At 68.2% G+C, this 24,787-nt stretch carries 18 protein-coding genes and 1 riboswitch; of the genes, 7 read left to right on the top strand and 11 right to left on the bottom strand.

From position 1 onward, the window contains the following. The first annotated feature begins 23 nt into the window (after positions 1-23). Entirely contained in the window at positions 24-1,322 is a 1,299-nt protein-coding gene (locus AC04MD_RS10535; protein ID WP_475497230.1) for an aspartyl/asparaginyl beta-hydroxylase domain-containing protein, read from the top strand. Positions 1,323-1,335: 13 nt separating this feature from the next. On the opposite strand, the gene AC04MD_RS10530 is transcribed toward AC04MD_RS10535, so the two are convergent. The 6 genes from AC04MD_RS10530 to hslO form a co-directional block, all read right to left on the bottom strand. Continuing rightward, a complete protein-coding gene (locus AC04MD_RS10530; RefSeq protein ID WP_475497229.1) occupies positions 1,336-1,929 on the bottom strand; it encodes a 2OG-Fe(II) oxygenase in 594 nt (197 codons plus the stop codon). Between the two features lie 4 nt (positions 1,930-1,933). After that, on the bottom strand, positions 1,934-3,763 hold the full coding sequence (locus AC04MD_RS10525; protein WP_475497228.1) for a tetratricopeptide repeat-containing sulfotransferase family protein: 1,830 nt from the start codon (positions 3,761-3,763) through the stop codon (positions 1,934-1,936). 79 nt (positions 3,764-3,842) lie between these two features. Further along, entirely contained in the window at positions 3,843-6,737 is a 2,895-nt protein-coding gene (locus AC04MD_RS10520) for a TonB-dependent receptor plug domain-containing protein (protein ID WP_475497227.1), read from the bottom strand. Positions 6,738-7,150: 413 nt separating this feature from the next. Beyond that, on the bottom strand, positions 7,151-10,105 hold the full coding sequence (locus tag AC04MD_RS10515; protein ID WP_475497226.1) for a TonB-dependent receptor domain-containing protein: 2,955 nt from the start codon (positions 10,103-10,105) through the stop codon (positions 7,151-7,153). A 295-nt stretch (positions 10,106-10,400) separates the two neighbouring features. Next, on the bottom strand, positions 10,401-11,234 hold the full coding sequence (locus AC04MD_RS10510) for an XOO1806 family protein (protein ID WP_475497681.1): 834 nt from the start codon (positions 11,232-11,234) through the stop codon (positions 10,401-10,403). A 148-nt stretch (positions 11,235-11,382) separates the two neighbouring features. Continuing rightward, positions 11,383-12,279: an Hsp33 family molecular chaperone HslO gene (gene hslO, locus AC04MD_RS10505; protein WP_475497225.1), complete on the bottom strand. Its 897-nt coding sequence runs from the start codon at positions 12,277-12,279 to the stop codon at positions 11,383-11,385. Positions 12,280-12,404: 125 nt separating this feature from the next. On the opposite strand from hslO, the gene mtgA reads away from it, so the two are divergent. The 3 genes from mtgA to AC04MD_RS10490 are packed head-to-tail and all read left to right on the top strand — an operon-like array spanning position 12,405 to position 14,603. Then, entirely contained in the window at positions 12,405-13,178 is a 774-nt protein-coding gene (gene mtgA, locus AC04MD_RS10500) for a monofunctional biosynthetic peptidoglycan transglycosylase (protein WP_475497224.1), read from the top strand. Beyond that, on the top strand, positions 13,175-14,215 hold the full coding sequence (locus AC04MD_RS10495; RefSeq protein ID WP_475497223.1) for a glycosyltransferase family 2 protein: 1,041 nt from the start codon (positions 13,175-13,177) through the stop codon (positions 14,213-14,215). The genes mtgA and AC04MD_RS10495 overlap by 4 nt, the downstream gene beginning before the upstream one ends. After that, positions 14,175-14,603, top strand: a complete 429-nt coding sequence (locus AC04MD_RS10490; protein WP_475497222.1) for a CBS domain-containing protein — start codon at positions 14,175-14,177, stop codon at positions 14,601-14,603. Before AC04MD_RS10495 ends, AC04MD_RS10490 begins: the two co-directional genes overlap by 41 nt. A 3-nt stretch (positions 14,604-14,606) precedes the next feature. Here the strand turns inward: AC04MD_RS10490 and AC04MD_RS10485 are convergent, their stop codons facing one another. From AC04MD_RS10485 to AC04MD_RS10465, 5 genes are all read right to left on the bottom strand, one after another. Beyond that, positions 14,607-16,556 (bottom strand): AsmA family protein, encoded by a 1,950-nt coding sequence (locus AC04MD_RS10485; protein ID WP_475497221.1) that lies wholly within the window; start codon positions 16,554-16,556, stop codon positions 14,607-14,609. 86 nt (positions 16,557-16,642) lie between these two features. Next, positions 16,643-17,335 (bottom strand): PAQR family membrane homeostasis protein TrhA, encoded by a 693-nt coding sequence (trhA, locus tag AC04MD_RS10480; protein WP_475497220.1) that lies wholly within the window; start codon positions 17,333-17,335, stop codon positions 16,643-16,645. Positions 17,336-17,414: 79 nt separating this feature from the next. Beyond that, positions 17,415-19,031 carry a peptide chain release factor 3 gene (locus tag AC04MD_RS10475; protein WP_475497219.1) on the bottom strand — a complete coding sequence of 539 codons (1,617 nt, stop codon included), beginning with the start codon at positions 19,029-19,031 and terminating at the stop codon, positions 17,415-17,417. Positions 19,032-19,104: 73 nt separating this feature from the next. Then, positions 19,105-20,019, bottom strand: coding sequence for a peptidoglycan DD-metalloendopeptidase family protein (locus AC04MD_RS10470; RefSeq protein WP_475497218.1), 915 nt, complete (start codon positions 20,017-20,019; stop codon positions 19,105-19,107). Between the two features lie 8 nt (positions 20,020-20,027). Further along, positions 20,028-21,122, bottom strand: coding sequence for a phytase (locus AC04MD_RS10465; RefSeq protein ID WP_475497217.1), 1,095 nt, complete (start codon positions 21,120-21,122; stop codon positions 20,028-20,030). Between the two features lie 113 nt (positions 21,123-21,235). After that, positions 21,236-21,352: riboswitch (SAM riboswitch) on the top strand. Positions 21,353-21,442: 90 nt separating this feature from the next. Between AC04MD_RS10465 and metX the strand changes: the two genes are divergently transcribed. Genes metX through AC04MD_RS10450 form a run of 3 tightly spaced genes read left to right on the top strand, consistent with a single transcriptional unit; the run spans position 21,443 to position 24,782 of the window. After that, positions 21,443-22,489 (top strand): homoserine O-succinyltransferase MetX, encoded by a 1,047-nt coding sequence (gene metX / locus AC04MD_RS10460; RefSeq protein WP_475497216.1) that lies wholly within the window; start codon positions 21,443-21,445, stop codon positions 22,487-22,489. Beyond that, the gene (locus tag AC04MD_RS10455) at positions 22,486-23,709 is read left to right on the top strand and encodes an O-succinylhomoserine (thiol)-lyase (protein WP_475497215.1); all 1,224 of its coding nucleotides are present in this window, start codon (positions 22,486-22,488) and stop codon (positions 23,707-23,709) included. Before metX ends, AC04MD_RS10455 begins: the two co-directional genes overlap by 4 nt. After that, on the top strand, positions 23,706-24,782 hold the full coding sequence (locus AC04MD_RS10450) for a homoserine dehydrogenase family protein (RefSeq protein WP_475497214.1): 1,077 nt from the start codon (positions 23,706-23,708) through the stop codon (positions 24,780-24,782). Before AC04MD_RS10455 ends, AC04MD_RS10450 begins: the two co-directional genes overlap by 4 nt. Positions 24,783-24,787: the final 5 nt, after the last annotated feature.

The raw sequence follows: 24,787 nt of genomic DNA, 5'->3' as shown, positions 1-24,787 counted from the left end.
GATCCCGACCGAGGCTCCGCCGCATGACCAGCGCCGCATTCCATGTCCAGCAGGCGCGCCATCATCTGGAGACCGGCAACGCGGAGCAGGCGCTGGCGGATGCGGAACAGGGGCTGGCCAGGCATGCCGGCGACACCGGACTCCAGCTGGTCGTTGCGCAGGCGCTGATGGCGCTGCAACGGTTCGCCGAGGCCATCACGCAACTCGAAACGCTCACCGCCGCCGCGCCGGATACCGGCGAAGCCTGGATGCGCCTCGGCGCCTGCCGCCTCCATCTGGGCGACACGGCAGGCGCGGTCGACGCCCTCGAACGTGGCGTGGCCTGCGCGCCGGACTCGTTCATCGCCCGCCTGCAACTCGCCGAAGCGCTGCAGGCGCTGGACCGGACCGACGATGCGCTGGTGCACTTCTTCCGCGCGGTCACCACCGCGCAGGCGAAGGGGCGCTGGCTCAACGACCAGACCACCGCGCCCGACCTGCGCGACCGCGTGCGGCAGGCGATGGCGATCATCGATGCCGGCCGGCAGGCGCTGTTCTTCAACGCGATCACCCCGCTCATCCAGCAGCACGGCGCCGAGGCGCTGCAGCGCGTCGCGCATGCGCTGGAGGGCTACCTGGGGCTGCGGCCGTCGGGCAGCCCGGATCCACGCCAGCAGCCCACGTTCTTCCATGTGCCCGACCTGCAGCCGGAGCCGTATTTCGATCGCGCGCTGTTTCCCTGGTATGCCGTGCTCGAGCAGTCCGCCGGGGCGATCCGTGGTGAACTGGAGCGGGTGCTGTCGGCGCGCGCGGGACTGCAGCCGTTCCTCGACTTCAGCGGCGGCGCGCGCAAGGGCGATTTCCTCGAGAATCCGCGCGACCTGGACACCGCGGCGTGGGATGCGTACTTCTTCTACCGCCATGGCGAGGTGTTCGCCGACCACCTGGCGGCCTGCCCCGCGACGGCTGCGGCGCTGGCGCAGGTGCCGCTGACGCGCATCGAGGGCCACGCGCCGGAGGTGCTGTTCTCGCTGCTGTCGCCCGGCACGGTGATCAAGCCGCACCATGGCGTGACCAACAGCCGCGTCGTCACCCACCTGCCGCTGATCGTGCCGCCGGATTGTGCGCTGGACGTGGGCGGCGTGGAGCACGCATGGACGGAAGGCCGCTGCGTGACGTTCGACGACACCTTCCTGCACGCAGCCTGGAACCGCAGCGACCGGCTGCGCGTAGTGATGATCCTCGACACCTGGCATCCCCGCCTGCGCGAGGTGGAGGTGCAGGCGCTGAAGCAGCTGGTGGAGACGATCGGCGACTTCAACACGCGCGCGGGCGTGGCCTGATACGACGTCCTGCTCAGCGGTGGGCGCTTTCCGGGCCGCCGGTCGCGTCGAACAGCAGGTAGGTCGACAGGATGTACTTGTCGCCGGAGATCGTCGGCGTGCCGACGTGCTGGAACATCCAGTACGGCGGGAACATCAGCAAGCGCCCGGCGCGCGGCTGCACCTCGGTGCCGAGGTCCATGAAGCGCGTGCCGCCGCCTTCTGCGACGTCGTTGAGGTACCACAGGAACACCATGTAGCGCCCCGCGACGGCATCGACGGCGTCGAAGTGCGGCTGGAAGCGGTCGCCCGAGTTGGCGCGGTACTTCTTCATCGTCAGCCGGTCGATGCGCGGGCGCATCGGGATGGGCAGGCTGAGCGGCACGTCGGCGTTGTAGCGCGCCAGCGCTTCCTCGATGCGGGTCATGAAGAAGCCGAGGAACGCGTCGTCGCCGAGCCGGGACAGGTTCATCTCGGTCCAGCGGCTCTCCTCCAGCGCGGCGCGGTAGCCGCGTCCGTTGGGCACCTGGAACTGCGGCGACGCCTCGAAGCCGTCGATCAGCTGGCGACAGAACGCGGCAGGCAAGGCGTCGTCGTAGGTGCGGATGTAGTCGGCCAGGGCGTGCATCGGGTCATTCCACCGTGAGGTCGTAGCCCCAGTGGTCGGCCACCGGCTGCAGGAGGGGCAGGGCGGTGCGCAACCACGGCGCGTACGGATGCCAGCGCCCGACCGCGCGCGCGTTCACCGGTTCGACGACCTGCGAATAGCTGGGCGTGCTGATGTAGCCCTTGCGCGCAGCATGCTGGCTGAACTGCGCCAGGAAGTCGCGGTCGGCGATGTCGAGGAACGCGCCGATGCGGTCGACCTGGGCGGGGAAGTCGCCGACGGTCTCCTCGTAGCGGAGGATCAGCGTGTCCGGCGCCAGCAGCGCCTGGTGGTGGATCCAGAAGCGCATCGCATTGACGTAGCTCTTGGCCAGCCGCTCCAGGCTGGAGCACAGCACCATGAAGGCGGGCGAGCGGAAGTTCTGCATGTAGCAGCTCAGCAGCACGTCGCAGGGATGGCGCAGCGCCAGGATGATCTTCGCGTTGGGGAACAGCCGCACGATCATCGGCAGGCGCAGCATGTTGAGCGGATTCTTGTCGACCAGTTGCTGCCCGGGCGCGAGGCTGATGACTTTCGCGACCTCGGTCCAATAGACCGCGCGCAGATCGTCCGCGGTCGCCGCCTCCATCCGGTCCAACCCGTGCGGATACGCGAGGCCGCGCTTTTCCATGTGCTCGATGCAGCGCTGCAGCGTCGCGCGCTCGTCCATCGAGGCGTAACCGGGGTGCGCATCCAGCATCTGTTCCAGCATGGTGGTGCCCGAGCGCGGGAAGCCGACGATGAACACCGGCGACGCCTTTTCGTCGGGCGCATGCGGGTCGCTACGGAAACCGCCTTCGTCGTCCGCCAGCCATTTGCTGGAGACCTTCAGCGGTTCGGCATCGGAGTGGGCGATCTCCGGCACCACGTCTTCCGCGAGGCGGAAATGGATCGCGTGCGCGCGCGCCAGGTGCTCCATCGCCGTGGCCGGATCCTTGCGCTTGTCGGCGATGGTGGCCAGGGTGAAGTGCGCATTGGCTTCCGCCTGCACGTGGGGCTGCAGCGCGATGATGGCGCTGGCGGCCTGGTGCGCGGCGTCGTAGTCCTTGCGGCGCATGGCCAGCGAGGATTCCAGGTGCAGTAGGTCGATCTGTTCCTGGCGGCCCGCGACGGTCAGTGCGGCGCGCGCCTGCACCAGCAAGGCCTCGGCCTGCGCGATCCGGTTGGTGCGCTCGCTCAGCTGGGCCAGGCGGATGATGCCGGACGCGGCCTGTTGCATGCCGGGCGCCAGCAGCAGGGCCTCGGCTTCGTCGGTACGGCCTACCTGCATCAGTGCCGTGGCGAGCTCTTCGCGCAGGTGCGGCGGCAGGCCTTGCCATGCGCTAGCGGCGGGAATCAGCGCCGCTGCGCGTTGCGCATCGCCGCATTCGAAGCACGCCAGCGAGGCGTAGATGCGGGCTTCGGGGACATCGGGTTCCAGCTCCACGGCGTCGAGGAAGCGATGCCGCGCTTCGGCGATGCGGCCCATGTCCATCAGCAGCAGGCCGTAGTCGACCAGGAAGCCGGTGTTGCGCGGCTCCAGCGCCAGTGCGCGGCGATAGGCGTCGTCGGCGTCCGCGTACTCGCCCAGGCGGCGCAGAACCAGCCCGAGGTTGGCCCAGTGGCCCGCCACCTGCGGATGGGCGAGGGCCAGCTGGCGGTACACCGGCGCGGCCTCGTGGTCGCGGCCCAGGTTCTGCAGGCTCATCGCGAGCAGCGTGGCGAAACTCTCGTCGCCGGGCGAGGCGTTCAGCGCCTGCCTGCACAGGCTCGCGGCGTCCTCGAAACGGCCGCTCTGCAGCAGCATGACGGCTTGCTGGATCAGGGGTGGATTCATCGTCGGATTCTAGCGTGGCAACAAAAAGGCCGCGCGGCGTAAGCCGCGCGGCCCAGGGTACTGCGTTACCGCATGCTGCTTAGAAGTTCATCGTGTAGCGCGCCCACAGGTAACGGCCGACCGTATCGAAGGTCTGCACGTCGGTGTTGGCGTTCAGCACGTTGTTCTGGAACAGGGTCTGCGGCTGCTTGTCGAACGCGTTGTCCAGGCCGACCTCGACCTTCGAGTTGAACCACGGCAGCGAGTACGCGGCGCTGAAGCTGTGCACCAGGTAGTCGTCGAAGCGACGGGCGTAGCAGAACTCCGGCGCGTTGGCCGGGTTGCAACCCGCGTCCGCACTGGTGCCCTGGCGCAGGTCGTTGCTGCCGATGTCGAAGCCGCTGACATAACGCGCGCGCCAGCTCAGGCCCAGGTCGCCCTTGTTCCAGTTGACGAACAGACGGCCGCGGGCACGGGCGTACATGCCGTACGACGGGTTGTAGGTGCCGGCGATGTGCTTGACCGGATCTTCTTCGCTGAGCGGGTTGACGTCGTTGTCGTAGCGATCGATGTAGGTCGCGTCCAGGCCGAACAGCCAGCTGCCCCACGCGGTGTCGGGCAGGCGGTAGCGCACGGCCAGGTCGTAGCCCTGCGTGTCCAGGCGGCCCAAGTTGACGATCGGCTCGCGGATGAAGTCCACCTGGCCATCGCTGCGACGGTTGATGAATTCGCAGAACGGGTGGCTGTCATCGTTGTAGCAGGTGTCGACCACGGTCTGCGCGTCGGCGCGGGTGATCGTGTCGTCCAGGTACAGGCGCCAGTAGTCCAGGCTGACCGACAGGCCGGGCGCGAACGACGGGTCGTACACGACGCCCCACGAGAACGACTTGCCCGATTCCGGCTTGAGGTCGAAACCGGCGGCGACGGCACCGGACCACACGCCGTTGGACTGGCTGGTCGGGGCCGGCGCGATGCCGGTGCCCGGGATGGCGGTCGCACCCGCGCCCGCACCGCACGCGTTTTCGTGCGTGCGCGGCGTGCCGGTCGCACCATAGCCTTCGCACTTGTCGTTCAGCTGCGGGGCGTTGCCCTGCGGACCGTCGTACAGGTTGCCGATGGTCGGCGCGCGGAAGACTTCCGCCACCGTGCCGCGGAACAGCAGGTTCTCGATCGGACGCCATTCCACCTGCAGCTTGCTGTTGGTGGTGTCGCCGAAGGTCGAGTAGTCGGAGTAGCGGCTACCCAGCGTCACCGACAGCAGGTGCGCGAACGGCAGGTCGGCCAGGATCGGCACGTACAGTTCGCCGTAGACTTCCGTCACGTCGTACTTGCCGCCGACCGGCGAGGAGCAGGCTTCCTGCGAGATCATGCAGCGGCCGGTATCGTCGGCGATCGCGATGTAGTCGACTTCACTGCGCTGGTATTCCTCGCGCCACGCGCCGCCGAACGCCAGCTGCACGGCACCGGCCGGCAGGCTGAACAGTTCGCCCGAGGCGTTGGCTTCGAAGCTGCGCGTCTGGTACATGGTCGAGTAGACCGGACGGGCTTCCGCGGCCTGCATCGTCGCGACCGACTGCGGGTCGAAGATGTTGAAGATGTTCAGCGGCGTACAACCGGCGATGACCGCACCCGGTGCACCGCACTTCACCACGCCGTCGGTGTCGCGGAACGACGGGCCGAGGGCGTCGGTCAGGCTGGCGTAGTCCACGTAGCCGTAGCTGGTGTTCTCGCTGAAGTAGTGGCCGTAGTTGAACGCGGCGTCCCACTTCCAGCTTTCGCCCACGAAGCCTTCCAGGCCGGCGACGACCTGCGAGGTGGTGGTGTCGTAGTACGAACGGCGCTGGCCCAGCGAGGTCCAGCGGGTCAGGAACTGGTTGACGCTGCCGTCAGCCGCCGGACCGAAGTTCTGGTCGAACGGGTTGTAGAAGTTGTCGGCCGAGATCACCACGCCGTCGCTGTTGGCGTCGAACGGCAGGGCCGCGATCGCGAAGTTGGACGAGGTCTTGTTGTGGTACACCTCGGCGAACGCGTTGAGGTTGTCCGTGATCTGGTAGTTCGCCAGGAAGAACGCGTTGGTGCGCTCCTGCGGCGTCATGATCAGGTTGGTCGCCTGGTAGTTGTACGAGTCGCGCGCACCGTTGTAGCAGCGGTAGTCGCCCGTGGCGGCGCCAGTGGTGCCGGGGGTCAGGGTGACCGACGAGCAGCCGTACTGCGTCGCCAGCGCGCTGCCGGCCGGGAAGTAGATGCGGCCGTTCGGGTTGCGGCTGGAACCGAAGACGGTGACGTAGCCGGAGTACAGATACGTGGCGTCCTTGGAGAAGTCGCGGTCGGCGGACGAGATGCCGTCGAACTTGTTGTAGCTCAGGCCGGCGATGATGTTGCCCTTGTCGCCCACCTGGCCGAACGTCAGCGAACCGCCGCTGCGCTGGCCGTCCTGGTGACCCGGGGTGATACCGAAGTCGACCGAGGCGGTCATGCCGTCGAAGTCGCGGCGCAGGATGAAGTTGACCACGCCCGCGACCGCGTCCGAACCGTACACGGCGGACGCACCGCTGGTCAGGATTTCGATGCGCTCCACGGCCGAGGCCGGGATGGAGTTGACGTCGGCGTTGACGACGCGGCGGCCGTTCACCAGCAGCAGGGTGCGGGCCGAACCCAGACCACGCAGGTCGATGGTGGATGCACCGTCACCGCCGCCGTTGTTGACCTGCGGGTTGGTGGGGGCGCCCGACATGGCCGGCATTTCCTGGATCAGGTCGCCCAGGGTCAGCTTGCCGGTCTGTTCGATGGCGGCGCGGTCGATCACGACGACGGGGCTGGCGGTTTCGGTTTCGACGCGGGCCACGCGGGAGCCGGTCACCTGGATCGCATCCAGGGTCTTGGCGCCTTCGTTGGACTCCTGCGCGAACGCGAGGCCGGTACCGGCGGCGCTGGTCGCACCCACTGCCAGGGCAAAGCCGATGGCTTCGCGCAGCTTGGTGGTCTTGTGGTTCATTCTCTCTCCGGGTGACGTTGTTTAAGCCCTAGGGAATCCCCGCCGGCCGGCCAAGTGGCGGCGGCCAAATAGCGAGGGTGGCCCGATCATAGTCGGCCCCCGGGAAGAATTAAAGTGTTGTTAAGCGGCCAAAATGCGGCAAAACCCGAGGCCCGGACAGGCAAAGTCCCCCCTGGGTGCAAGAGGCGCCAACCTGAACAGGCGGATGCCCCGGCGTGGTGCAAGGCCGTGTCGGCCCCCGACGCCTATGCCTAAGGTCGCAGGCGTGTGCCACTCCATCCGGTAATCGGGCTTCCCGCAGCCGCGCGCGTTGCGGCGCAGGCGGTTCACGGCCTCGTTCGGCCATTGCCGTCAAAAACAAAAAAACACGGCCCCTTTCGGGGCCGTGCTGTACGTCATCGCATCGACTGCGATCAGAACTTCTGCTGGTACTTCATGTACATGAAGCGGCCGATGTCGTACTGACCGTGGTAGGACACGTTGGCGCTGGGCTGGCTGTAGAACTGCGGACCCTGGCGATCAAACACGTTGTTGGCACCGATCGAGATGGTCGCATTCCACGGCGCGCTCCAGCGGAACTCGAGGTCGTTGAACGTGACCGAGCCCATCTGGTTGATCGCACGCGTCTGTGCCGCATTGGCGGCGACGAACGCCGGATCCGTGCACTCGTCCGGGAACAGCGCGGCGGACAAGCAGGTTTCCTTCTGCGACGAGTAGTAACGCGCACCCCAGGTGGCACCGAAGCTGCCCATGTTCCAGGTCACGTTCGCGTTGGAGCGGATGCGATGCGTGCCCAGGAAGCCCGGCGAGGTGGCGTAACCCACCAGCTGCTGCGGCAGCGTGGTCGGGCTGGTGTCGGTCTTGATTTCATCCTTGCTGGTGTAGGTGGTCTGCCAGGTCAGGTTGAAGGTACCGAAACCTTCCGTCGCCAGACGGTAGCTCAGGTCCAGATCGAAGCCTTCCGTTTCGCGGAAGCCAGCGTTGATGCTGGTGAACGTCAGGCTGTTGACATAGCCCAGCGTCGCGTCACGCGTGAAGTCCGCGCAGCGCGCGGCCACGCCCAGGATGTAGCAGTCGTTCAACATCTGGGTCGGGCTGTCGGCCACGATCGTGTCTTCGATGCGGATGTTCCACCAGTCGAGGCTCACGTTCAGGCCTTCCAGGAAGCCCGGGCTCCACACCACGCCGAACGTCTTCGATTCCGAGGTTTCCGGGATCAGGTTCTCGTTGGAGCCGGAGAAGAACGCGACCGGCGTCTGGGCGTTGCCCGAGCCGACCGGGGTCAGGCCCTGGCCCAGCTGGCGGTACGTATTGGCCAGTGCGCCCATGGCGGCGACGCAGTTGGCGCGGGTGGTGGCGTTGCTGCGCGAGCTGCCGAAGTTGGTATCGCAGGGATCGGTGAAGAACGAGAACGTCTGCGAACCGCCACCGTACAGGTCGGCGATCGTCGGCGCGCGGAAGCCCTCGGCATAGGTGCCGCGGAACAGCAGCGAATCGATCGGCTTCCACTTGAAGCCGAACTTGCTGTTCAGCGTGTCGCCGAAGGTGTCGTAGTCCGAGTAACGCGTGGCGATGCTGAAGCTCAGCTCCTGCGCACCCGGCAGGTCGGCCAGCAGCGGGATCGCCAACTCGGCGTAGATTTCGTCGACCTTGTAGCTGCCATCGGTCGGGCCGGCGGACAGGGTGGTCGAGTTGCCGGTGACCGCCATGGCGTCGGGGATGAACTCGCCCGATTCCTTGCGGCTTTCCACGCCGACCGCGAAGCCCAGGTCGCCGCCCGGCAGGGCGAACAGCGAGCCGGCCAGGTTGGCGGTGAACACTTCGGTTTCGGTCTCGCCCGACGAGTTCAGCGTCTGGAACAGGAAGTCGATCAGCGCCTGGTTGCCGGTCAGACCGCCATCACCCACGCGACCGAACGGGATGAAGGGATTCCACGGCACGCAGTTGGCGAGCGGGATCGGGGCGGCAGCGGTACCGCACTGCACGACGCCCTGGGCATTCAGGAACGACGGACCGACGGCCTGGCCGACGCGCGCGACGTTCAGGTTGCCGTAGTTTTCCTGGGTGACCTTGTTGTTGTTGTACAGGTAGCCGACGTCCCAGTCGAAGATGCGATCGCCGACGTCGAAGCTGCCTTCCAGGCCACCCGAGAAGCGCCAGTTGGTGGTGGTCGGGCGATCGACGCGCGGGATTTCCCAAGTGCGGCGGGAATAGTTCACGGTGGTCGGCGTAGCGGCTCCGTGGAACGTGCCCAGCGGGTTGTAGTAGCTGTTCACCGCCATCGTGGTGCCGGCGAACGAGGTGCTCTGGAACGGATAGCCCGCGACCTGGCGCTCGGCGTCGCGCTGGCTGTACATCATGTTGCCGCGGAAGCGCAGCGAATCATTGATGTCGAACACGCCATCGACGAACAGCGAGCGGCTTTCCAGCGGCGTACGCAGGTGCGTCTGCAGGTTGGTGTTGCTCTTGTCGACCGTCGAACCGTTCGGGTCGGCAGCGGTGGTGCCGGTGTTGGTGTTCAGCGCATGGTAGTTGTTGATGTTGCGCCAGTCCGCGCCCGTGTTGAGCACGCGGTTGCCGCCCAGCGCGGCGGGCAGATTGATCACGCCCCACTGGCTGACGGTGGTCCAGCCGCGGGTGGGATGCCATTGGCCCTGCGGGTACGCGGAGTACTCGCGGTCGGCGGACATCACGTCCTCTTCCTTGCGGTACTCGACGGCCGCCGTCAGCGAGCCGCGGTCACCGGTGAAGCCCATCACGAAGTCGGCACGGGTGGTTTCGCCGTCGCCCTCGCCGTACTGACCGTAGTAGGCCTGTGCGGTGGCGCCTTCGAAGTTGGAACGGGTGATGATGTTGACCACGCCGGCGATGGCGTCGGAACCGTAGATCGACGAGGCGCCGTCCTTCAGCACTTCGATGCGCTCGACCGCGGCGGTCGGGATCAGCGAGATGTCCTGCAGGCCGCTGGTGCTGATGCCCAGGCGCTTGCCGTTGACGAGGATCAGGGTGCGCGTGGCGCCCAGGTTGCGCATGCTGATGAACTGGCCACCGACGTTCTCGCCGGCCGACAGCGGCTGGGCGCGGCTGATGGCGGGTGCGCCGACGGCGGAGATGTTCTGCAGGATGTCGGCGACCGACTGGAAGCCCTGCTTTTCGATGTCCGCGCGGCTGATCGTCAGCACGGGAGCGGCATTCTCGACGTCGACCTGGCGGATGCGCGAGCCGGTGACTTCGATGCGGTCCAAGGTGGTGGTTTCGGTCTGGCCAGCGTCTTGCGCGAACACCGCACCGGTGCCCACCGCCGACACTGCGCCGACCGCGAGCGCGAACGAGATCGCGTCACGGAGCTTCGTGGTTTTGCAGTTCATTCTCTCTCTCTCCCAATAAGGGGGGTATACCAAGGTGTCCCTCGAGGCGGTCAAAAAGGGCGACCACGAAACGAGGGGGTGACCGGATACTAGTCGGCTTTTAACAAGAATTAAACCCGCGTGAAGACTGAAGGCAAATAGATGTAAGTCGAGTTACGTAACTGTGATGTCGGGCACGCGCGAAGCACCCGTCGGCACCGACATCCGCAGGATCAATCGAGGAGATTCGAACGCCGCGCACACGCATTTGCCGCACTGCGACAGCACGGCGCCGTATGCAATCGAACGGGGGGAGTTAGAGGTCTTGCTCGTAGCGGACGTAAGGCACGGTGCCTTCGTCGGCGTTCTCGTTGGTCAACGAGAAGGGATTCTTGCCGCGGGTGATGACATTCTCGGCGCCTACCGTGAGCTGTCCGCTCCACGGCGTGCGCCAGGTCAGGCCCAGGCCGAGGCCTTCGAACTTGCCGGGCTGGCCGGGCACATCGATGACGCGCCCGATGATGTTCGCGCTGAACGGGCCGTAGCCACCGCCGACGGACAGGCTGCGGCTGTTCCAGCGGTCGGCAAGCGCCGGCAGGTCGGAGGCGGGCACGATGGTCGCCTTCGCCACTGCGCCGCCGATCGATACGAAACCTTCGCGACCGATGTTCTTCTGGCCGAATACGGTCAGGTCGTTCTGTTCGACGCGACCCGTGCCGCGGCCGGACGACAGCCAGGCGGGCAGAGTGTCGCGACCGGTACCGGCGGAGAGACCGAGCTTGCCACCAGGACGGCTGAGGACAGCGGACGCGCTGACGCGCTGGCTTGCCGTGGCGTCATCGTCGTCGCCCAGCGTCGCCAGCATGCAGTGACTGGCCAGGTTGCCAATGTTGCCGACCACGCCGGCCTTGCGATTGCAGACCAGGCCCAGTTCGTCGCCGCTCTCCAGCCCGAAGGCGGTCGTCAGCGAGTTGCGGCCCAGGCGCCAGCGGGCGCCGGCTTCGGCCTGGCCGGTGGGTTCGAGCAGCAGGACCGCCTCGACCTTGCCGTCGTTGTTCCAGATCGGCAGGGCGGTGGGACGGGGGTCCGAAGCCGGCTTGCGCGTGGCCTTCTGCGCATGCGCGTCCGTTGCCACGCCGGAGGCGAGCAACAGGGCAAGCGACAGTGAAAGGCTACGCAGGTTCATGGCTCGCTTCAGACTCCTGGGTCGACCCGGAGTTCCCCTCCCGAAGGGGAACCGATGCTATGCCGTTTATGTTTCTTTAACAAGTCCCCGAGGCGGCCAACTGACCGCCGGATCACTGCAGCCGGGTGGGCGCTTCCACGTCGACCCTGGGCTGGCTGAAAAGTTCCGCGATCTGCACAGGGGAGAACCGATACTCCTGCCCACAGAACTCGCAACGCACTTCGGCCACCCCGTCGGCCAGCGCGGCCGTCGCTTCCTCCTCTCCCAACGATTGCAGCATGCTCTCGACCCGTTCGCGCGAACAAGAACAGCCGAAGCGAATTGGGCGCTGGGTCAGGATTTGCAGCGATTCCTCGTGGAAGAGGCGGTGCAGGAGGTCCGGGACGGCGGTGGCCAGCAGCTCCGCCTCGCCCAAGGTGTCGAACAGGGCGCCGGCGCGGTTCCAGCCATCGTCGTCGCCTTCGTCGCCGGGCAGCTTCTGCAGCATCAGGCCGCAGGCCCGGTCGCCGTCCGCAGACAGCAGCAGGCGCGTGGGCAGCTGCTCCGACTGGCGGAAGTAATCCTCGAACGCCTCGGCCAGGCGGCTGGCCTGCAGGCCGACCAGGCTCTGGTAGCGCTGCGGTTCTCGCGGGTCCAGGCCCGTGTTCTCGATGGTGATCGCCAGCAGGGCGTCATCGCCCAGGTCGCGCAGGTCGCGTGGCGCGTCCTCGCCCTCGGTCACCTGCGCGATGCCGCGCACGGTGCCCGCCGCGGTGCATTCGGCGAACAGGCTGCGCAGGCTGCCCTGGCTGCGCAACTGGATCGACAGGCGCCCGTCGACCTTGGTATGGCCGGTGAACAGCACGGCGGCCGCGCTGGCCTCGCCCAGCAGTTCGCGCGCGGACGCTGGGTAGTCGGCACGTCCGGCCACCGTCCGCCAGGTGTCGTCCAGCCGCACGGCGACGCCACGGACGCCGGCGGCGGGCAGCAGGAAGCGGGTCAGGGCATCGGTGGAAGCGTCGGTGGTCATGGGAATCCGTGCAGGGGGAATGCGGGGCGGGTGGACGTCTCGGCATAATGCCGGCGACCACATGTTCGAAGGGGAAACGCCACGATGGGGGCAATCAACACCATCCTCAAGATCCGGCTGGCCCGATGAGCGCAGCGTCGAGCGAAAATGCGCCGCGTCGGCGCCGCTGGTTCCGCTGGCTGCTCGCGCTGCCCTTCCTGTTCGCGGCCGCCAGCATCCTGCAGGTGGCGGTGCTGCGCTTCGTCGATCCGCCATTTACCGCGTTCATGGCGGCGCGGATGTTCGAGGCCTGGGGGCAGGGCGACTTCGGGTTCCGCCTGTCCTACGACTGGCGCGACCTGGACCGCATGGCGCCCAGCCTGCCGCTGTCGATGGTCGCGGCGGAGGACCAGAACTTCGCCAGCCACCACGGCTTCGACCTGGCGGCGATCGAGAAGGCGCGCGTGCACAACCGCAAGATGGTCGAACGTGCCGAGAAGCGCGGTCGGCCGGTGACCCGCATCCGCGGTGCCAGCACCATCAGCCAGCAGGTCGCGAAGAACGTGTTCCTCTGGCAGGGCAGCAACCGGCTGACGCGCTGGGCGCGCAAAGGTCTGGAAGCGTGGTACACCGTGCTGATCGAGACGCTGTGGCCGAAGCAGCGCATCCTGGAGGTCTACGCCAACGTCGCCGAGTTCGGCGACGGCGTATACGGCGGCCAGGCCGCGGCACGGCGCTACTGGGGCAAGGACGCGGCGCGCCTGACGCCCGGCGAAAGCGCGCGCCTGGCCGCGGTGCTGCCGTCACCGCGCCGCTACAGCGCCCACCGCCCGGGACCCTACGTGCAACGCCGCGCCGCGAGCATCCAGCGGCAGGTCCGGCAGATCGGTGGCGCCGCGTATCTCGAGGCGCTGCAATGAACCAAGAGAATGCCTGGCAGGTCACCGTGGTGGTGGCCGCCTACAACGAAGCGCAGGCATTGCCGCTGTTGCATCCGCGCGTGATGGGAGCCCTGGACGCGCTGGACGGCGTGCAGGGTCGCGTGCTGTACGTCGATGACGGCAGTCGTGACGCCACGTGGGCGGTGATGCGCGCGCTGGCGGCGGAGGATCCGCGCGTGTCGGTGCTGCGGCTGTCGCGCAATTTCGGCAAGGAAGCCGCGCTGACGGCGGGCCTGGACCGCGTCGATACGGGCGCGGCGCTGATCCTGGATGCGGACGGGCAGGATCCGCCGGAACTGATCGGCGATTTCGTACGCGAGTGGCAGGCAGGCCACGACAACGTCCATGGCACGCGCATCGAGCGCGATGGCGAGGGCTGGCTCAAGCGCGCCACCGCGCACGCCTTCTACCGGGTGATCGGGCGGCTGTCGAAGACGCCTATCCCGGCCGACACCGGCGACTTCCGTCTGCTGTCGCCGCGCGCGCTGGCGGCGCTGCGAGAACTGCGCGAGCGTCATCGCTTCATGAAGGGCCTGTTCGGCTGGGTGGGTTTCAACCAGAAGGCGCTGCCCTACCACCGCGAGGCGCGCGTGGCGGGCAGCAGCAGTTTCGGCTTCTGGAAGCTGTGGAACTTCGCGCTGGAGGGCATCACCAGCTTCTCCACCGCGCCGTTGCGCGTGGCGACCTACCTGGGCGTGCTGACCGCGCTGCTCGCCTTCGCCTTCGCGCTCTACATCGTGGGCAAGGCGTTCCTGTTCGGCGATCCGGTCGCCGGCTGGCCGACGATGATGACGGTGATCCTGTTCCTCGGGGGCGTGCAGCTGATGGCGCTGGGCCTGATCGGCGAGTATCTCGGCCGCCTGTACGAGGAATCCAAGCAACGGCCGCTGTACCTGGTGGACGCATGGCAACCCGCCTCGGCAGGAGTATCCTTGGCCGCACCAGATCGACCCGCTCCCCACCCAGGAGTTCGCCATGCGCACGGTTCGTCAGTTGCTGGGGGCCAAGACCCCTGACGTCTTCGCGGTATCCCCCGACGCTTCCGTGCTCGATGCCATCAGGCTGATGGCCGAGAAGGGCGTCGGCGCGGTGCTCGCCATGCAGGGGCCGCGGTTGTGCGGCATCGTGTCCGAGCGGGACTACGCCCGCAAGGTCGTGCTGCAGGGGCGCTCGTCGTCCAACACGCCGGTACGCGACATCATGACCTCGAAGGTGGTGACCGTGCGGCCGGACGACAGCGTCGACCATTGCATGCAGGTGGTCACCGAGCACCGTATCCGCCACCTGCCGGTCGCGGATGGCGATGCCGTCGTCGGCGTCATCTCGATCGGCGATCTGGTCAAGGCAGTGATCGAAGACCAGCGGGTGGAACTGGATCAGCTGCAGCGCTACATCGCCAGCTGAACATCACTTCGCGTACTGGCCGCCACAGGCGCTGTCTTCGCCCGGGCCGACCTCGATCGTCGCCAGCAGTGCCGCGGGCGGGGTGATGCTGCCCAGCGCGACGGCCACGGCGCCGCGCAGGCCAAGCCGCTTGAAGTCAGGACGGAACGAGGGATCCTTGAACGTGCCGCCGACGACCAGCGGCGATCGCAGCGCCAGGATGCTGCGATCCTTGGGGCGCGGCCGCATCTCCAGGTCCAGCGTCTCGTCCTTCAGGCTGATCTGGCCCTTGCCGACGATGATGGTGTCGGCGGTGTCGAAGGCCAAGGTGCGCGTCTGCATCACGCCGTCCTTCACTGCGAAGTCGCCGAAGGCGCAGCGCACGGGCACGGTCTTGTCCTTCGTGATCAGGAACTTCAACGCCTCGGCGATATCCAGGCCGGCGAGTTCCATCAGCAGGTTGCTGATCTGGCCGCGGCCCATGCCGACGGCCATGTCGCCGTCCGCCGTGCCGAGGATGCCGGCGATCGAATTGCCGGTGCCGGCGAGCGTCATGTCGCCTCCGATGCGGCCGATCGCACTCTTCGTCAGTTCCGCCTGCGGGAACAGCTCGCCGAGATCCAGCCGGCGGATGGCGATCTTCGCGTCGGTGCGGATGGTGTCGCTGCGCGCGTCCATGCGGATCTGCGAGCGGATGTCGCCCTGCGCGACGCCGAAGTTCAACGGCTCCAGGCGCAGCAGGCCGGCGTCCAGCAGCAGGTGCGCATCCATGTCGTCGATGGGCAGGCTGGGCGCATTGATGCGGTGCGCCTTCCAGCGCACGTCGGCGTCCATCGCGCGCAGCTTGGTCAGGTCGTAGGGCGTATCCGGCAGCAGGCGCGCATCGGCGGCCAACGCAGCCGCTTCGGCACGCTGCTCGGGATTACTGGCTTCGTTGCCACCGGTCTGCGGCGGCGCGCCGACGAAGCCGGCCAGGTCGTCGAAGTCCAGTCGCTTCGACACCAGGTTCGCTTTCAGCAGGGGACGTTCGCGGCCCACCGTCAGGGCCGCCGAGCCACCCAGGTCGCTGTCGCCGACCACGCCGGCGAAATCGTCGTAATGCCAGGTGTTGCCATCGCGGGTGAAGCGACCATCGAGCTTGTAGGGCGGGGTCGGCGGCGTGGCGACGCCGATCAGCGGAAACAGGTCTTCCAGATTCTGGCCGGCGAGCATCAGCCGCAGGTCGAAATCGCGCAGGCGGAACGGATCGAGCAAGGTGCCGCGCGCATGCGCACGGGTGGGCCCGGCGCTGGCGCGCAGGTCGATGCGATAAGGCTTGTCGGTGTCGCGCAGCGCGAGCGGCGACGCCACCTGGCCGGCCAGCGTGAAGCGGTTGCCGGCCCAGCGGCCCTTGCCGTCTACGTTGACGGCCGCGGGCTCATCCGGCGTGGTCGACGTCGCGCTGTCCAGCGCGATGTCGACCTCGGTCTTCGTCTTCGGGTCGAGGAACAGCAGGCGGCCGTCATCGATCCACAGATCGCGGAAGGTCATCCGGCTGTCGCCGCTGCTGTCGCCGAACACCCAGTTGCCGGCACCGTCGGGCCCGGTCTCCAGCCGCAGTTGCGGGCGGGTCAGCTGGATGCGTGGGATGCGCGTCTCGCGCTTGAAGACCAGCGGGAACACGTCCACGCTCACTTCGGCACGGTCGGCGGCCGCCATCGTCGGCACCTTGGACCACGCGGCGTTGCCGAAGGTCAGCGCGTCGGCGCGCGCGGTCGTCACGCGCCCCAGGTCGACGTCGAGGTTGCCGGCGATATGGAAGCTGCGCCCGGTCTGCCGCTCCACGACCCATTCGATCGGCCGGCGCAACCAGTTCCATTCGAACAGAATCGCGATCACCACGATCAGCGCCGCCAGCACGCCGAGCACGACAGCGCCGGTGCGCGACAGCGGACGCAAGGCGAAGCGGCGACGTGGGGCAGGCGCGGCGTTCATGGCCCCATCGTTGGGGAACGCGTGTTCACGTACCGCGAAACGCAGATCAGAGGTTCATGTGCGGGACACGAACGTCGATGCGCGATTCACGCCATGCGAGGCAGCAGCACCTGCTGGGTGACGGCGACGAAGTGGCAGACGCTGCCGCCGATGACGAACAGGTGCCAGATCGCGTGCGAGTAGCGGATCGACTCGCGGTGGTAGAAGAAGGTGCCCAGCGTGTAGAACAGCCCGCCTGCCAGCAGCCAGCCCAGCGTCCACGGATCGACCGAGGTCAGCAGTGGCTTGATCGCCACGACCACCAGCCAGCCCATCGCGATGTAGAGGATCGTCGACAGCAGCTTGAAGCGGCCGGTATAGAACAGTTTGAAGATCACGCCGGCGATGGCGATCGTCCAGATGGCGATGAACAGGCCCCAGCCCCACGGCCCGCGCAGGCCGATCAGGGTGAACGGGGTGTAGGTGCCGGCGATCAGCAGGTAGATCGCGCAGTGGTCGAATACTTTCAGCCGTCCCTTCGCCACCGGATGCTGGATGGCGTGGTACAGGGTCGAGGCGGTGTAGAGCAGCAGCAGGGTGACGCCGAAGACGATGGACGCGCCGAGCTGCCAGCCGTCGCCATGGATCGCTGCCAGCGTGATCAGCACCGCGCCGCCGGCGAGCGCGAGTACCGCGCCCAGGCCGTGCGTCAGTGCACTGGCGAGTTCGTCGCGCAGGTCGATCAGGTGGTCGGCGCGCTTGCGGGCGCGCAGGGCTTCAAAGGACGTCGGCTCACTCATGGCGCCACGTTACCGCAATGCAGCACGGGATGCATGGGACGGCCGTCGCCGGATCGATGTCCGGTCGACGGATGCCTGTTCAGCCCAGGTCGACGCTGTGCGCATGCTCGCGCGTGGCGAGGAACTGCACGTCCGGCGCGCGCTCCTGCGCCAGCTGCAGGTTGACCCGCGTCGGCGCCAGGTAGACCAGCTCGCCGGCCGCGTCCAGCGCCAGGTTCATCGCGTTCTTGTCACGGAACTCTTCCAGCTTCCTGGCGTTGTCGCAGCGGATCCAGCGCGCCGTGGCCACGCTGACGTTCTCGAACGAGGCGTCCACGCCGTACTCGTCCTTCAGGCGGTAGGCCACCACGTCGAACTGCAGCACGCCGACCGCGCCGAGGATCAGGTCGTTGCTCATCAGCGGGCGGAAGAACTGGGTGGCGCCTTCCTCGGACAGCTGCGCAAGGCCCTTCTGCAGCTGCTTCAGCTTGAGCGGATCGCGCAGGCGGGCGCGGCGGAACAGCTCCGGCGCGAAGTTGGGGATGCCGGTGAACGACAGCGCCTCGCCCTCGGTGAAGGTGTCGCCGATGGAGATGGTGCCGTGGTTGTGGATGCCGATCACGTCGCCGGGGAAGGCTTCAGCGGCGATCTCGCGGTCGCTGGCCATGAAGGTCAGCGCGTTCGCCAGCTTCATCTCCTTGCCGCTGCGCACGTGGAAGGTCTTCATGCCGGCTTCGAAGCGGCCCGAGCACACGCGCATGAACGCCACGCGGTCGCGGTGCTGCGGGTCCATGTTGGCCTGGATCTTGAAGACGAAGCCGGTCAGCCTGTTCTCGTCCGGCTGCACCTCGCGGCCGGTGGTCTCGCGCGCCTGCGGCGACGGCGCATGCTCGACGAAGAAGTCCAGCAGCGGCTGCACGCCGAAGTTGTTGACGCCCGAGCCGAAGAACACCGGCGTCTGCTTGCCATCCAGGTACGCCTGCTTGTCGAACGGATGGCTGGCGCCCTGCACCAATTCCAGTTCGTCGCGCAGCCCGGACAGCATCTCGCTGCCGATGCGGGCTTCCAGCTGCGGATCGTCCAGCGAGGCGAAGATCGTGGAGTCCTGGCGGGTGAAGTTGCGGCCCGGCTCGTACAGGTGCACTTCGCCGGTGAGCAGGTGGACCACGCCCTTCAGGCGCTGGCCCATGCCGATCGGCCAGGTCACCGGGGCGCACTGGATGCCGAGCACGCTCTCGACCTCGTCCAGCAGCTCGATCGGGTCCTTGCCCTCGCGGTCCAGCTTGTTGATGAAGGTCATGATGGGCGTGTCGCGCAGGCGGCAGACTTCCATCAGCTTGATGGTGCGCTCTTCCACGCCCTTGGCCACGTCGATGACCATCAGCGCGCTGTCCACCGCGGTGAGCACGCGGTAGGTGTCCTCGCCGAAGTCGGCGTGGCCGGGGGTGTCGAGCAGGTTGACGATCTTGCCTTCGTACGGGAACTGCATCACCGACGAGGTGACCGAGATGCCGCGCTCCTTTTCCAGCGCCATCCAGTCCGAGGTCGCGTGGCGCGCGGCCTTGCGGCCCTTCACCGAGCCGGCCATCTGGATCGCGCCGCCGAACAGCAGCAGCTTTTCCGTCAGCGTGGTCTTGCCGGCGTCGGGGTGGGAAATGATGGCGAAGGTGCGGCGGCGCGAGGCTTCATCGGCCACGGCGCTGGTCGGATTGGACATGGGACTGGCGCCCGGGCGGGCGCTGAAGGAGCGGGAAGGTGGCGATTATACCGGCCGCGGCGGGTCCGCCGTCTCAGCGGCCGGAGGGGAACTGCAGCTGCCCCAACGGACCGAACATGCGGAACGGCACCGATTCCAGACGCATGCCCCGGTTGGCCTGGACCACGAAATGCAGGTGCGGCGCGGTCGAGAAGCCGGTGTTGCCGGACAGGCCGATGTACTGGCCCTTGGTGACGTACTGGCCGACGCGGACCTGCACGCCCTCGGCCTTCAGGTGCGCGTACAGCGCCATGCTGCCGTCGCTGTGCAGGATGCGGATGAAGTTGGCGCGGCCGCCGTACTTCTCGCGATTGAGCCCGGCCTTGTCGAAATCCGACTCCACCTGCATCACCAGCCCCTCGCGTGCGGCGACGATCCGCGTGCCCTCGGGCACGGCGAAGTCGACCGCGTGCAGGTTCTGCACATCGCTGTGGCTGAAGCGGCCGCCCGGGCCCTGGTCCACGCGAACGCGTCCGTAGTCGAACGGCAGGCGGTACTCGTAGTCCTGCGGCTTGCTGGCCGGATCGCCCGGCATGCCATCGAGGGTCAGTTCGAAGTCGCCGCCGCGCAGCGGGTCGGTCACGCTGATGTTGGCCACCAGCACGCTGCTGCGTGCCGGCACCACCGCGCGGGCGGGCAGGGCGGGCGCGCTGCGCACGTCGCGCTGGCGGCGGAAGCCGAGCTGCACTTCGACCGGTCCGTGCATCAGGTTGTCGGCCCAGGCCTGGTAGCGCAGGCCTTGTTTCTCCAGCCGCAGGCGAACCAGCGCGCTCGGCGGGTTGCGGAAGCGCATGACGTCCACGTCGCTGCCGGCCAGCTGGTCCGCCGGCGGCGGCTGGTCGCCGTACTGCGTATAGCCCTGCTTGTCCTTCCAGCGGTACAGGCGGGCGCCATCCGCATCGCCGACACTGCCGACCAGCACGGCGATGCCGCAGGCCAGGGCCAGCACGCGCGCCTTCACCGCGGGCAGTCGCCTTGCAGGTCGAGCGCGCGGGCGATGTCGCGCAGGTCGAACGCGGCCAGCGACACGTCGTTGTGCAGCGCGAACAGTGCACCGGCGGGGAAGCGCCGGGTCGGGATGGCGTAGACCGTCTCGCCGTCTGTGTTGGAGGTCGCCTTGCCCGAAAACACGCCGGCCGGCGCCAGCGTGGCGCGATCGAACAGGCGGAAGCGGGTCGGCGTCAGCTGGTCGACCGCCACCCAGTAGCCGCTGTCGGCGCTGCACGACCACAGCGCGATGCCCTCGGCATCGGCGTCGAACGTGGGCAGGCTGCGGCCGTTGTAGGTGCCGGTCGCCAGCCTATAGTCGCGCAGCGTGGAGCCCACGCGTCGGTCTTCCTCGGCGATCAGCAGGCGTCCGTGCGCCGGATCGCCGGCGATGGATTCGACCATGCGCAGCGCGCCCGCTTCGTTGGTGTCGCCGAACTGGCCCAGCAGCGTCGCCTGCACCTTGCCGCCCGCGGCGACATGGACCTTGAAACGCTTCACCCGTCCGTTAAGTTCCGCCATAGGCGGCAGGGTCATGGTGCGGAAGTCGGCCATGAAGCTGTCGGTGACGAACAGCTCCAACTCGCCCGGCGCGGTCTCGTGCACCCACAAGCCATACGGGGAGCGCAGCACCTCGGCACCGAACGCGCCCAGCGGCGCGAACTCCGGCAACCGGAACGCCTGCACGCGGTGGTTGTCGCGCTCGGCCACGAACAGCAGGTCGCCGAACACGGCGATGCCGTTGGGGCGGTTGAACTGGCCGACCGCGCTGCCGGGGGCGCCGACCGTGCGCAGCCGCTGGCCGCTGTCGGCGTCGTAGATGGCCAGGTAGTGCGAGGCCTTGGCGGTGGCGATCAGCCAGACCTGGCCCTCTTCGGTCGGCCAGGCGACCAGCGAGTCCAGTTCGTCGCCGGGCACTGGTTCGGACAGCCAGGTTTCCGCGATGACGGCGTCGGCTGCCGTCTTCGGCGGCGGGGCAGGGGGCGTGGAGGTATGCAGGGGGGCGGTGGAACAGGCGGCCAGCAGGGCCGCGCAGAGACCGCCCAGAAGGTGATTCCGGGTCATGTCATGAATTATGCGGCATCGCCGCACCCGCCGGCAGGGAGACGAGCGTCAAACTTCATCGCTTCATCCGAATAAAGCGATTGACATCCGGATTCCGCGTGGGCAGAGTAGCCTCACCATCGAGACCGGCAGAGGGACAGGCCCGAAGAAGCCGGGGCAGCCAGCGACGCGCAAGCGCCGTGGTGGTGCCAAATCCTGCGGGGACCTCAGCGTCTGCCGGAAGATGGTTCGTACCGTGCCCTCGCACGGCGAACGCGAGCTCCGCGAAGCTCGGTGGTGCAGTCCCGTCCCGCAAGGGACCATGCCCATCGGATGCCGCCATGAGTTACGCCAGTCCCGCCCTGAACCGCCTGCCCGAACCGTCGTCGATCGACGGTTTCCCGTTGTCGTCCACCCAGGACGACGGTCCGCGCGCACTGCGCGGCGAACTGGTGGTCGAGCTGGCGATGCGCCACGCCGGCGCCCGCGCGGTAACGCTGCGCTACGAGCTGCAGGGACCGGTGGGCGCGCCCGTCGTCTTCGTCGCCGGCGGCATCTCCGCGCACCGCCACCTGGCCGCGAGCGACGTGTTCGCCGAGAGCGGCTGGCTGAACGACCTGGTCGGCGCGGACCGGGCGCTCGATCCGTCGCAGCGCCAGTTGCTCGCCTTCGATTTCATCGGTGCCGACGGCCGCCTCGATGCGCCCATCGACACCGCCGACCAGGCCGACGCCATCGCCAAGCTGCTGTCGGCGCTGGGCATTGCGCGGCTGGACGCCTTCGTCGGCTATTCCTACGGCGCGCTGGTCGGCCTGCAGTTCGCCGTGCGCCATGCCGAGCGGCTGAAGAAGCTGGTCGCGGTCAGCGGCGCCCATCGCGCGCATCCCTATGCCGCCGCCTGGCGCGCGCTGCAGCGCCGTGCGGTCACGCTGGGCCAGTTGCAGTGCGCCGATGCGCAGGGCCTGTCGCTGGCGCGCCAGTTCGCCATGCTCAGCTACCGCACGCCGGAAGAATTCGGCGAGCGCTTCGACAGCGCACCGGAAATCGTCAACGGCCGCGTGCGCGTCGCCGCGGAGGACTATCTGGACGCCGCCGGCGCGCAGTACGTCGCGCGCACGCCGGTCACCGCCTACGTGCGCCTGTCCGAATCCATCGACCTGCACCGCGTCGATCCCGCCGATGTCCGCGTGCCCACGCTGGTGGTCGCGGTGGAAGGCGACCGCCTGGTGCCGCTGTCCGATTCCGTTTCGCTGGTCGAAGGCCTCGCCACGCTGGGCCAGTTGCGCGTGCTGCGCTCGCCCTACGGCCACGACGCCTTCCTGAAAGAAACCGACCGCATCGATTCCATCCTCGCCTCGGCCCTGCGCGCCGCCGGAGACAACGCATGAGCATCTCGACCACCGCCGACAACGACGCCCGCTGTAGCCCCGCCACCGCCGCCGTGCGCGCCGGCATCGACCGCGACACCGCCTACGGCGCGGTGACGCCGCCGATCGTGCTGTCGTCCAACTTCAGCTTCGCCGGCTTCGCGCAGAAGCGCGAGTACGACTACACCCGCAGCGGCAACCCGACGCGCGACCTGCTGGCCGACGCGCTGGCGGAACTGGAAGGCGGTGCCGGCGCAGTCATCACCGCCACCGGCATGGGCGCCATCACCCTGGTGCTGAATGCGCTGCTGGAGCCGGGCGACCGGCTGGTCGTGCCGCACGACGCGTACGGCGGCAGCTGGCGCCTGTTCAACGCGCTGGCGAAGAAGGGCCACTTCGAGCTGATCACCGCCGACCTGACCGATCCGCGCTCGCTGGCCGATGCGCTGGCGCAGTCGCCGAAGCTGGTGCTGATCGAAACGCCGTCCAACCCGCTGCTGCGCATCACCGACCTGCGTTTCGTCATCGATGCCGCGCACAAGGCCGGTGCGCGCACGGTGGTGGACAACACCTTCCTGTCGCCCGCGCTGCAGACGCCGATCGCGTTCGGTGCCGACGTGGTGCTGCATTCCACCACCAAGTACATCAACGGCCACAGCGACGTGGTCGGTGGTGCGGTGATCGCGCGCGATGCCGACACCCACCAGCAGCTGGTGTGGTGGGCGAACGCGCTGGGCCTGACCGGTTCGCCGTTCGACAGCTTCCTGACCCTGCGCGGCCTGCGCACGCTGGACGCGCGCCTGCGCGCGCACCAGGAGAACGCCACCGCCATCGCGGCGCTGCTCGACGCGCACCCCGTGGTGTCGAAGGTCTACTTCCCCGGGCTGGCCTCGCATCCCGGCCATGCGGTCGCGGCACGCCAGCAGAAGGGCTTCGGCGCCATGCTGAGCGTCGAACTGGACGGCGGTGAAGACGCGGTGCGTGCCTTCGTCGAAGGCCTGCGCTATTTCACCCTGGCCGAATCGCTGGGCGGCGTGGAAAGCCTGGTCGCGCATCCGGCCACCATGACGCATGCCGCGATGACGCCGGAAGCGCGCGCCAAGGCCGGTATCTCCGACGGCCTGCTGCGCCTGTCGGTCGGCATCGAGGCGACCGACGACCTGCTGGCCGACATCACCGCCGCGCTGGCGCGCGCCGAGGCCGTGGCGGCCGAATCCAAACGCAAACTCGCCGACGCATGAGCACTGTCGTCCGGCTCGCGGCTGCGCCGCGCACCGCGCCGAAGCTGGCGTTGCTCGGTACCGGCGTGGTGGGCAGTGCGTTCGTCGCCCGCCACCAGCGCCTGCAAGCGCTGGGCCTGCAGGTGCCGGTGCTGGCATGGCTGGCCAACTCGCGTGCGCTGTACGCCTGCGGGCACGCAGCGCAACAGGCGCTGGCCGACGCCAATCAGGCACCACCGTCGGACGGCGACGTGCCGCCGTGGGCGGAAGGCGAGGCGCTGCGCGCGGGCGACATCGTGGTCGACGCGACCGCAAGCGACAGCGTGGCAGACTGGCACGTGGAATGGCTGTCGCGCGGCGTGCACGTGGTGACGGCCAACAAGCTCGGCATCGGCGGTGCGTTGCCGCGGGCACAGGCGATCGGCCATGCGCGTGCGGAATCCGGTGCGGGCTACGGCGATGCCGCCACCGTCGGTGCCGGCCTGCCGCTGCTGCGCAGCCTGCGCGCCCTGGTGGCAGGCGGCGACCGCATCCATCGCGTCGAGGGCGTGCTGTCCGGCTCGCTGGCCTGGCTGTTCAATCACTACGACGGCATGCGCGCCTTTTCCGGCTTCGTCCGCCAGGCGCGCCAGGCCGGCTACACCGAGCCGGATCCACGCCTGGACCTGTCCGGCGAGGACGTGCGCCGCAAGCTGCTGATCCTGGCGCGTGCCGCCGGCCTGCCGTTGCAGGCCGACGATGTGCGCGTGGATTCGCTGGTGCCGGAGGAACTCGCTGCATTGCCGCTGCCCGCGCTCGATGCGGCGCTCACGCAACTGGATGCGCCGCTGGCGGCGCGCTTCAAGGATGCCTACCGCAACGGCGCGCGCCTGCGCTTCCTCGGCCGCTTCGACCAGGAGCGCGCCAGCGTGGGACTGCAGGCGTTGCCGCTGGATCATCCGCTATGCGGCGGTGGCGGCACCGACAACCGCGTGGCGATCTACAGCGACCGCTACCCGGAACAGCCGCTCGTCATCCAGGGACCGGGCGCCGGCGCGGACGTGACCGCGGCCGCACTGCTGGACGACGTGCTGGCGATCAGCGGGCGCGCGTAGCGCCC

Source organism: Pseudoxanthomonas sp. LjRoot206 (assembly GCF_056175725.1).
This window is presented reverse-complemented; position numbering and strand designations above follow the sequence as displayed.

Bases quoted from the DNA above. Each gene is read 5' to 3' on its own strand.
- AC04MD_RS10535 (WP_475497230.1), top strand. From the start codon at position 24: ATGACCAGCGCCGCATTCCATGTCCAGCAGGCGCGCCATCATCTGGAG.
- AC04MD_RS10530 (WP_475497229.1), bottom strand. From the start codon at position 1,929: ATGCACGCCCTGGCCGACTACATCCGCACCTACGACGACGCCTTGCCT.
- AC04MD_RS10525 (WP_475497228.1), bottom strand. From the start codon at position 3,763: ATGAATCCACCCCTGATCCAGCAAGCCGTCATGCTGCTGCAGAGCGGC.
- AC04MD_RS10520 (WP_475497227.1), bottom strand. From the start codon at position 6,737: ATGAACCACAAGACCACCAAGCTGCGCGAAGCCATCGGCTTTGCCCTG.
- AC04MD_RS10515 (WP_475497226.1), bottom strand. From the start codon at position 10,105: ATGAACTGCAAAACCACGAAGCTCCGTGACGCGATCTCGTTCGCGCTC.
- hslO (WP_475497225.1), bottom strand. From the start codon at position 12,279: ATGACCACCGACGCTTCCACCGATGCCCTGACCCGCTTCCTGCTGCCC.
- mtgA (WP_475497224.1), top strand. From the start codon at position 12,405: ATGAGCGCAGCGTCGAGCGAAAATGCGCCGCGTCGGCGCCGCTGGTTC.
- AC04MD_RS10495 (WP_475497223.1), top strand. From the start codon at position 13,175: ATGAACCAAGAGAATGCCTGGCAGGTCACCGTGGTGGTGGCCGCCTAC.
- AC04MD_RS10490 (WP_475497222.1), top strand. From the start codon at position 14,175: ATGCGCACGGTTCGTCAGTTGCTGGGGGCCAAGACCCCTGACGTCTTC.
- AC04MD_RS10485 (WP_475497221.1), bottom strand. From the start codon at position 16,556: ATGAACGCCGCGCCTGCCCCACGTCGCCGCTTCGCCTTGCGTCCGCTG.
- trhA (WP_475497220.1), bottom strand. From the start codon at position 17,335: ATGAGTGAGCCGACGTCCTTTGAAGCCCTGCGCGCCCGCAAGCGCGCC.
- AC04MD_RS10475 (WP_475497219.1), bottom strand. From the start codon at position 19,031: ATGTCCAATCCGACCAGCGCCGTGGCCGATGAAGCCTCGCGCCGCCGC.
- AC04MD_RS10465 (WP_475497217.1), bottom strand. From the start codon at position 21,122: ATGACCCGGAATCACCTTCTGGGCGGTCTCTGCGCGGCCCTGCTGGCC.
- metX (WP_475497216.1), top strand. From the start codon at position 21,443: ATGAGTTACGCCAGTCCCGCCCTGAACCGCCTGCCCGAACCGTCGTCG.
- AC04MD_RS10455 (WP_475497215.1), top strand. From the start codon at position 22,486: ATGAGCATCTCGACCACCGCCGACAACGACGCCCGCTGTAGCCCCGCC.
- AC04MD_RS10450 (WP_475497214.1), top strand. From the start codon at position 23,706: ATGAGCACTGTCGTCCGGCTCGCGGCTGCGCCGCGCACCGCGCCGAAG.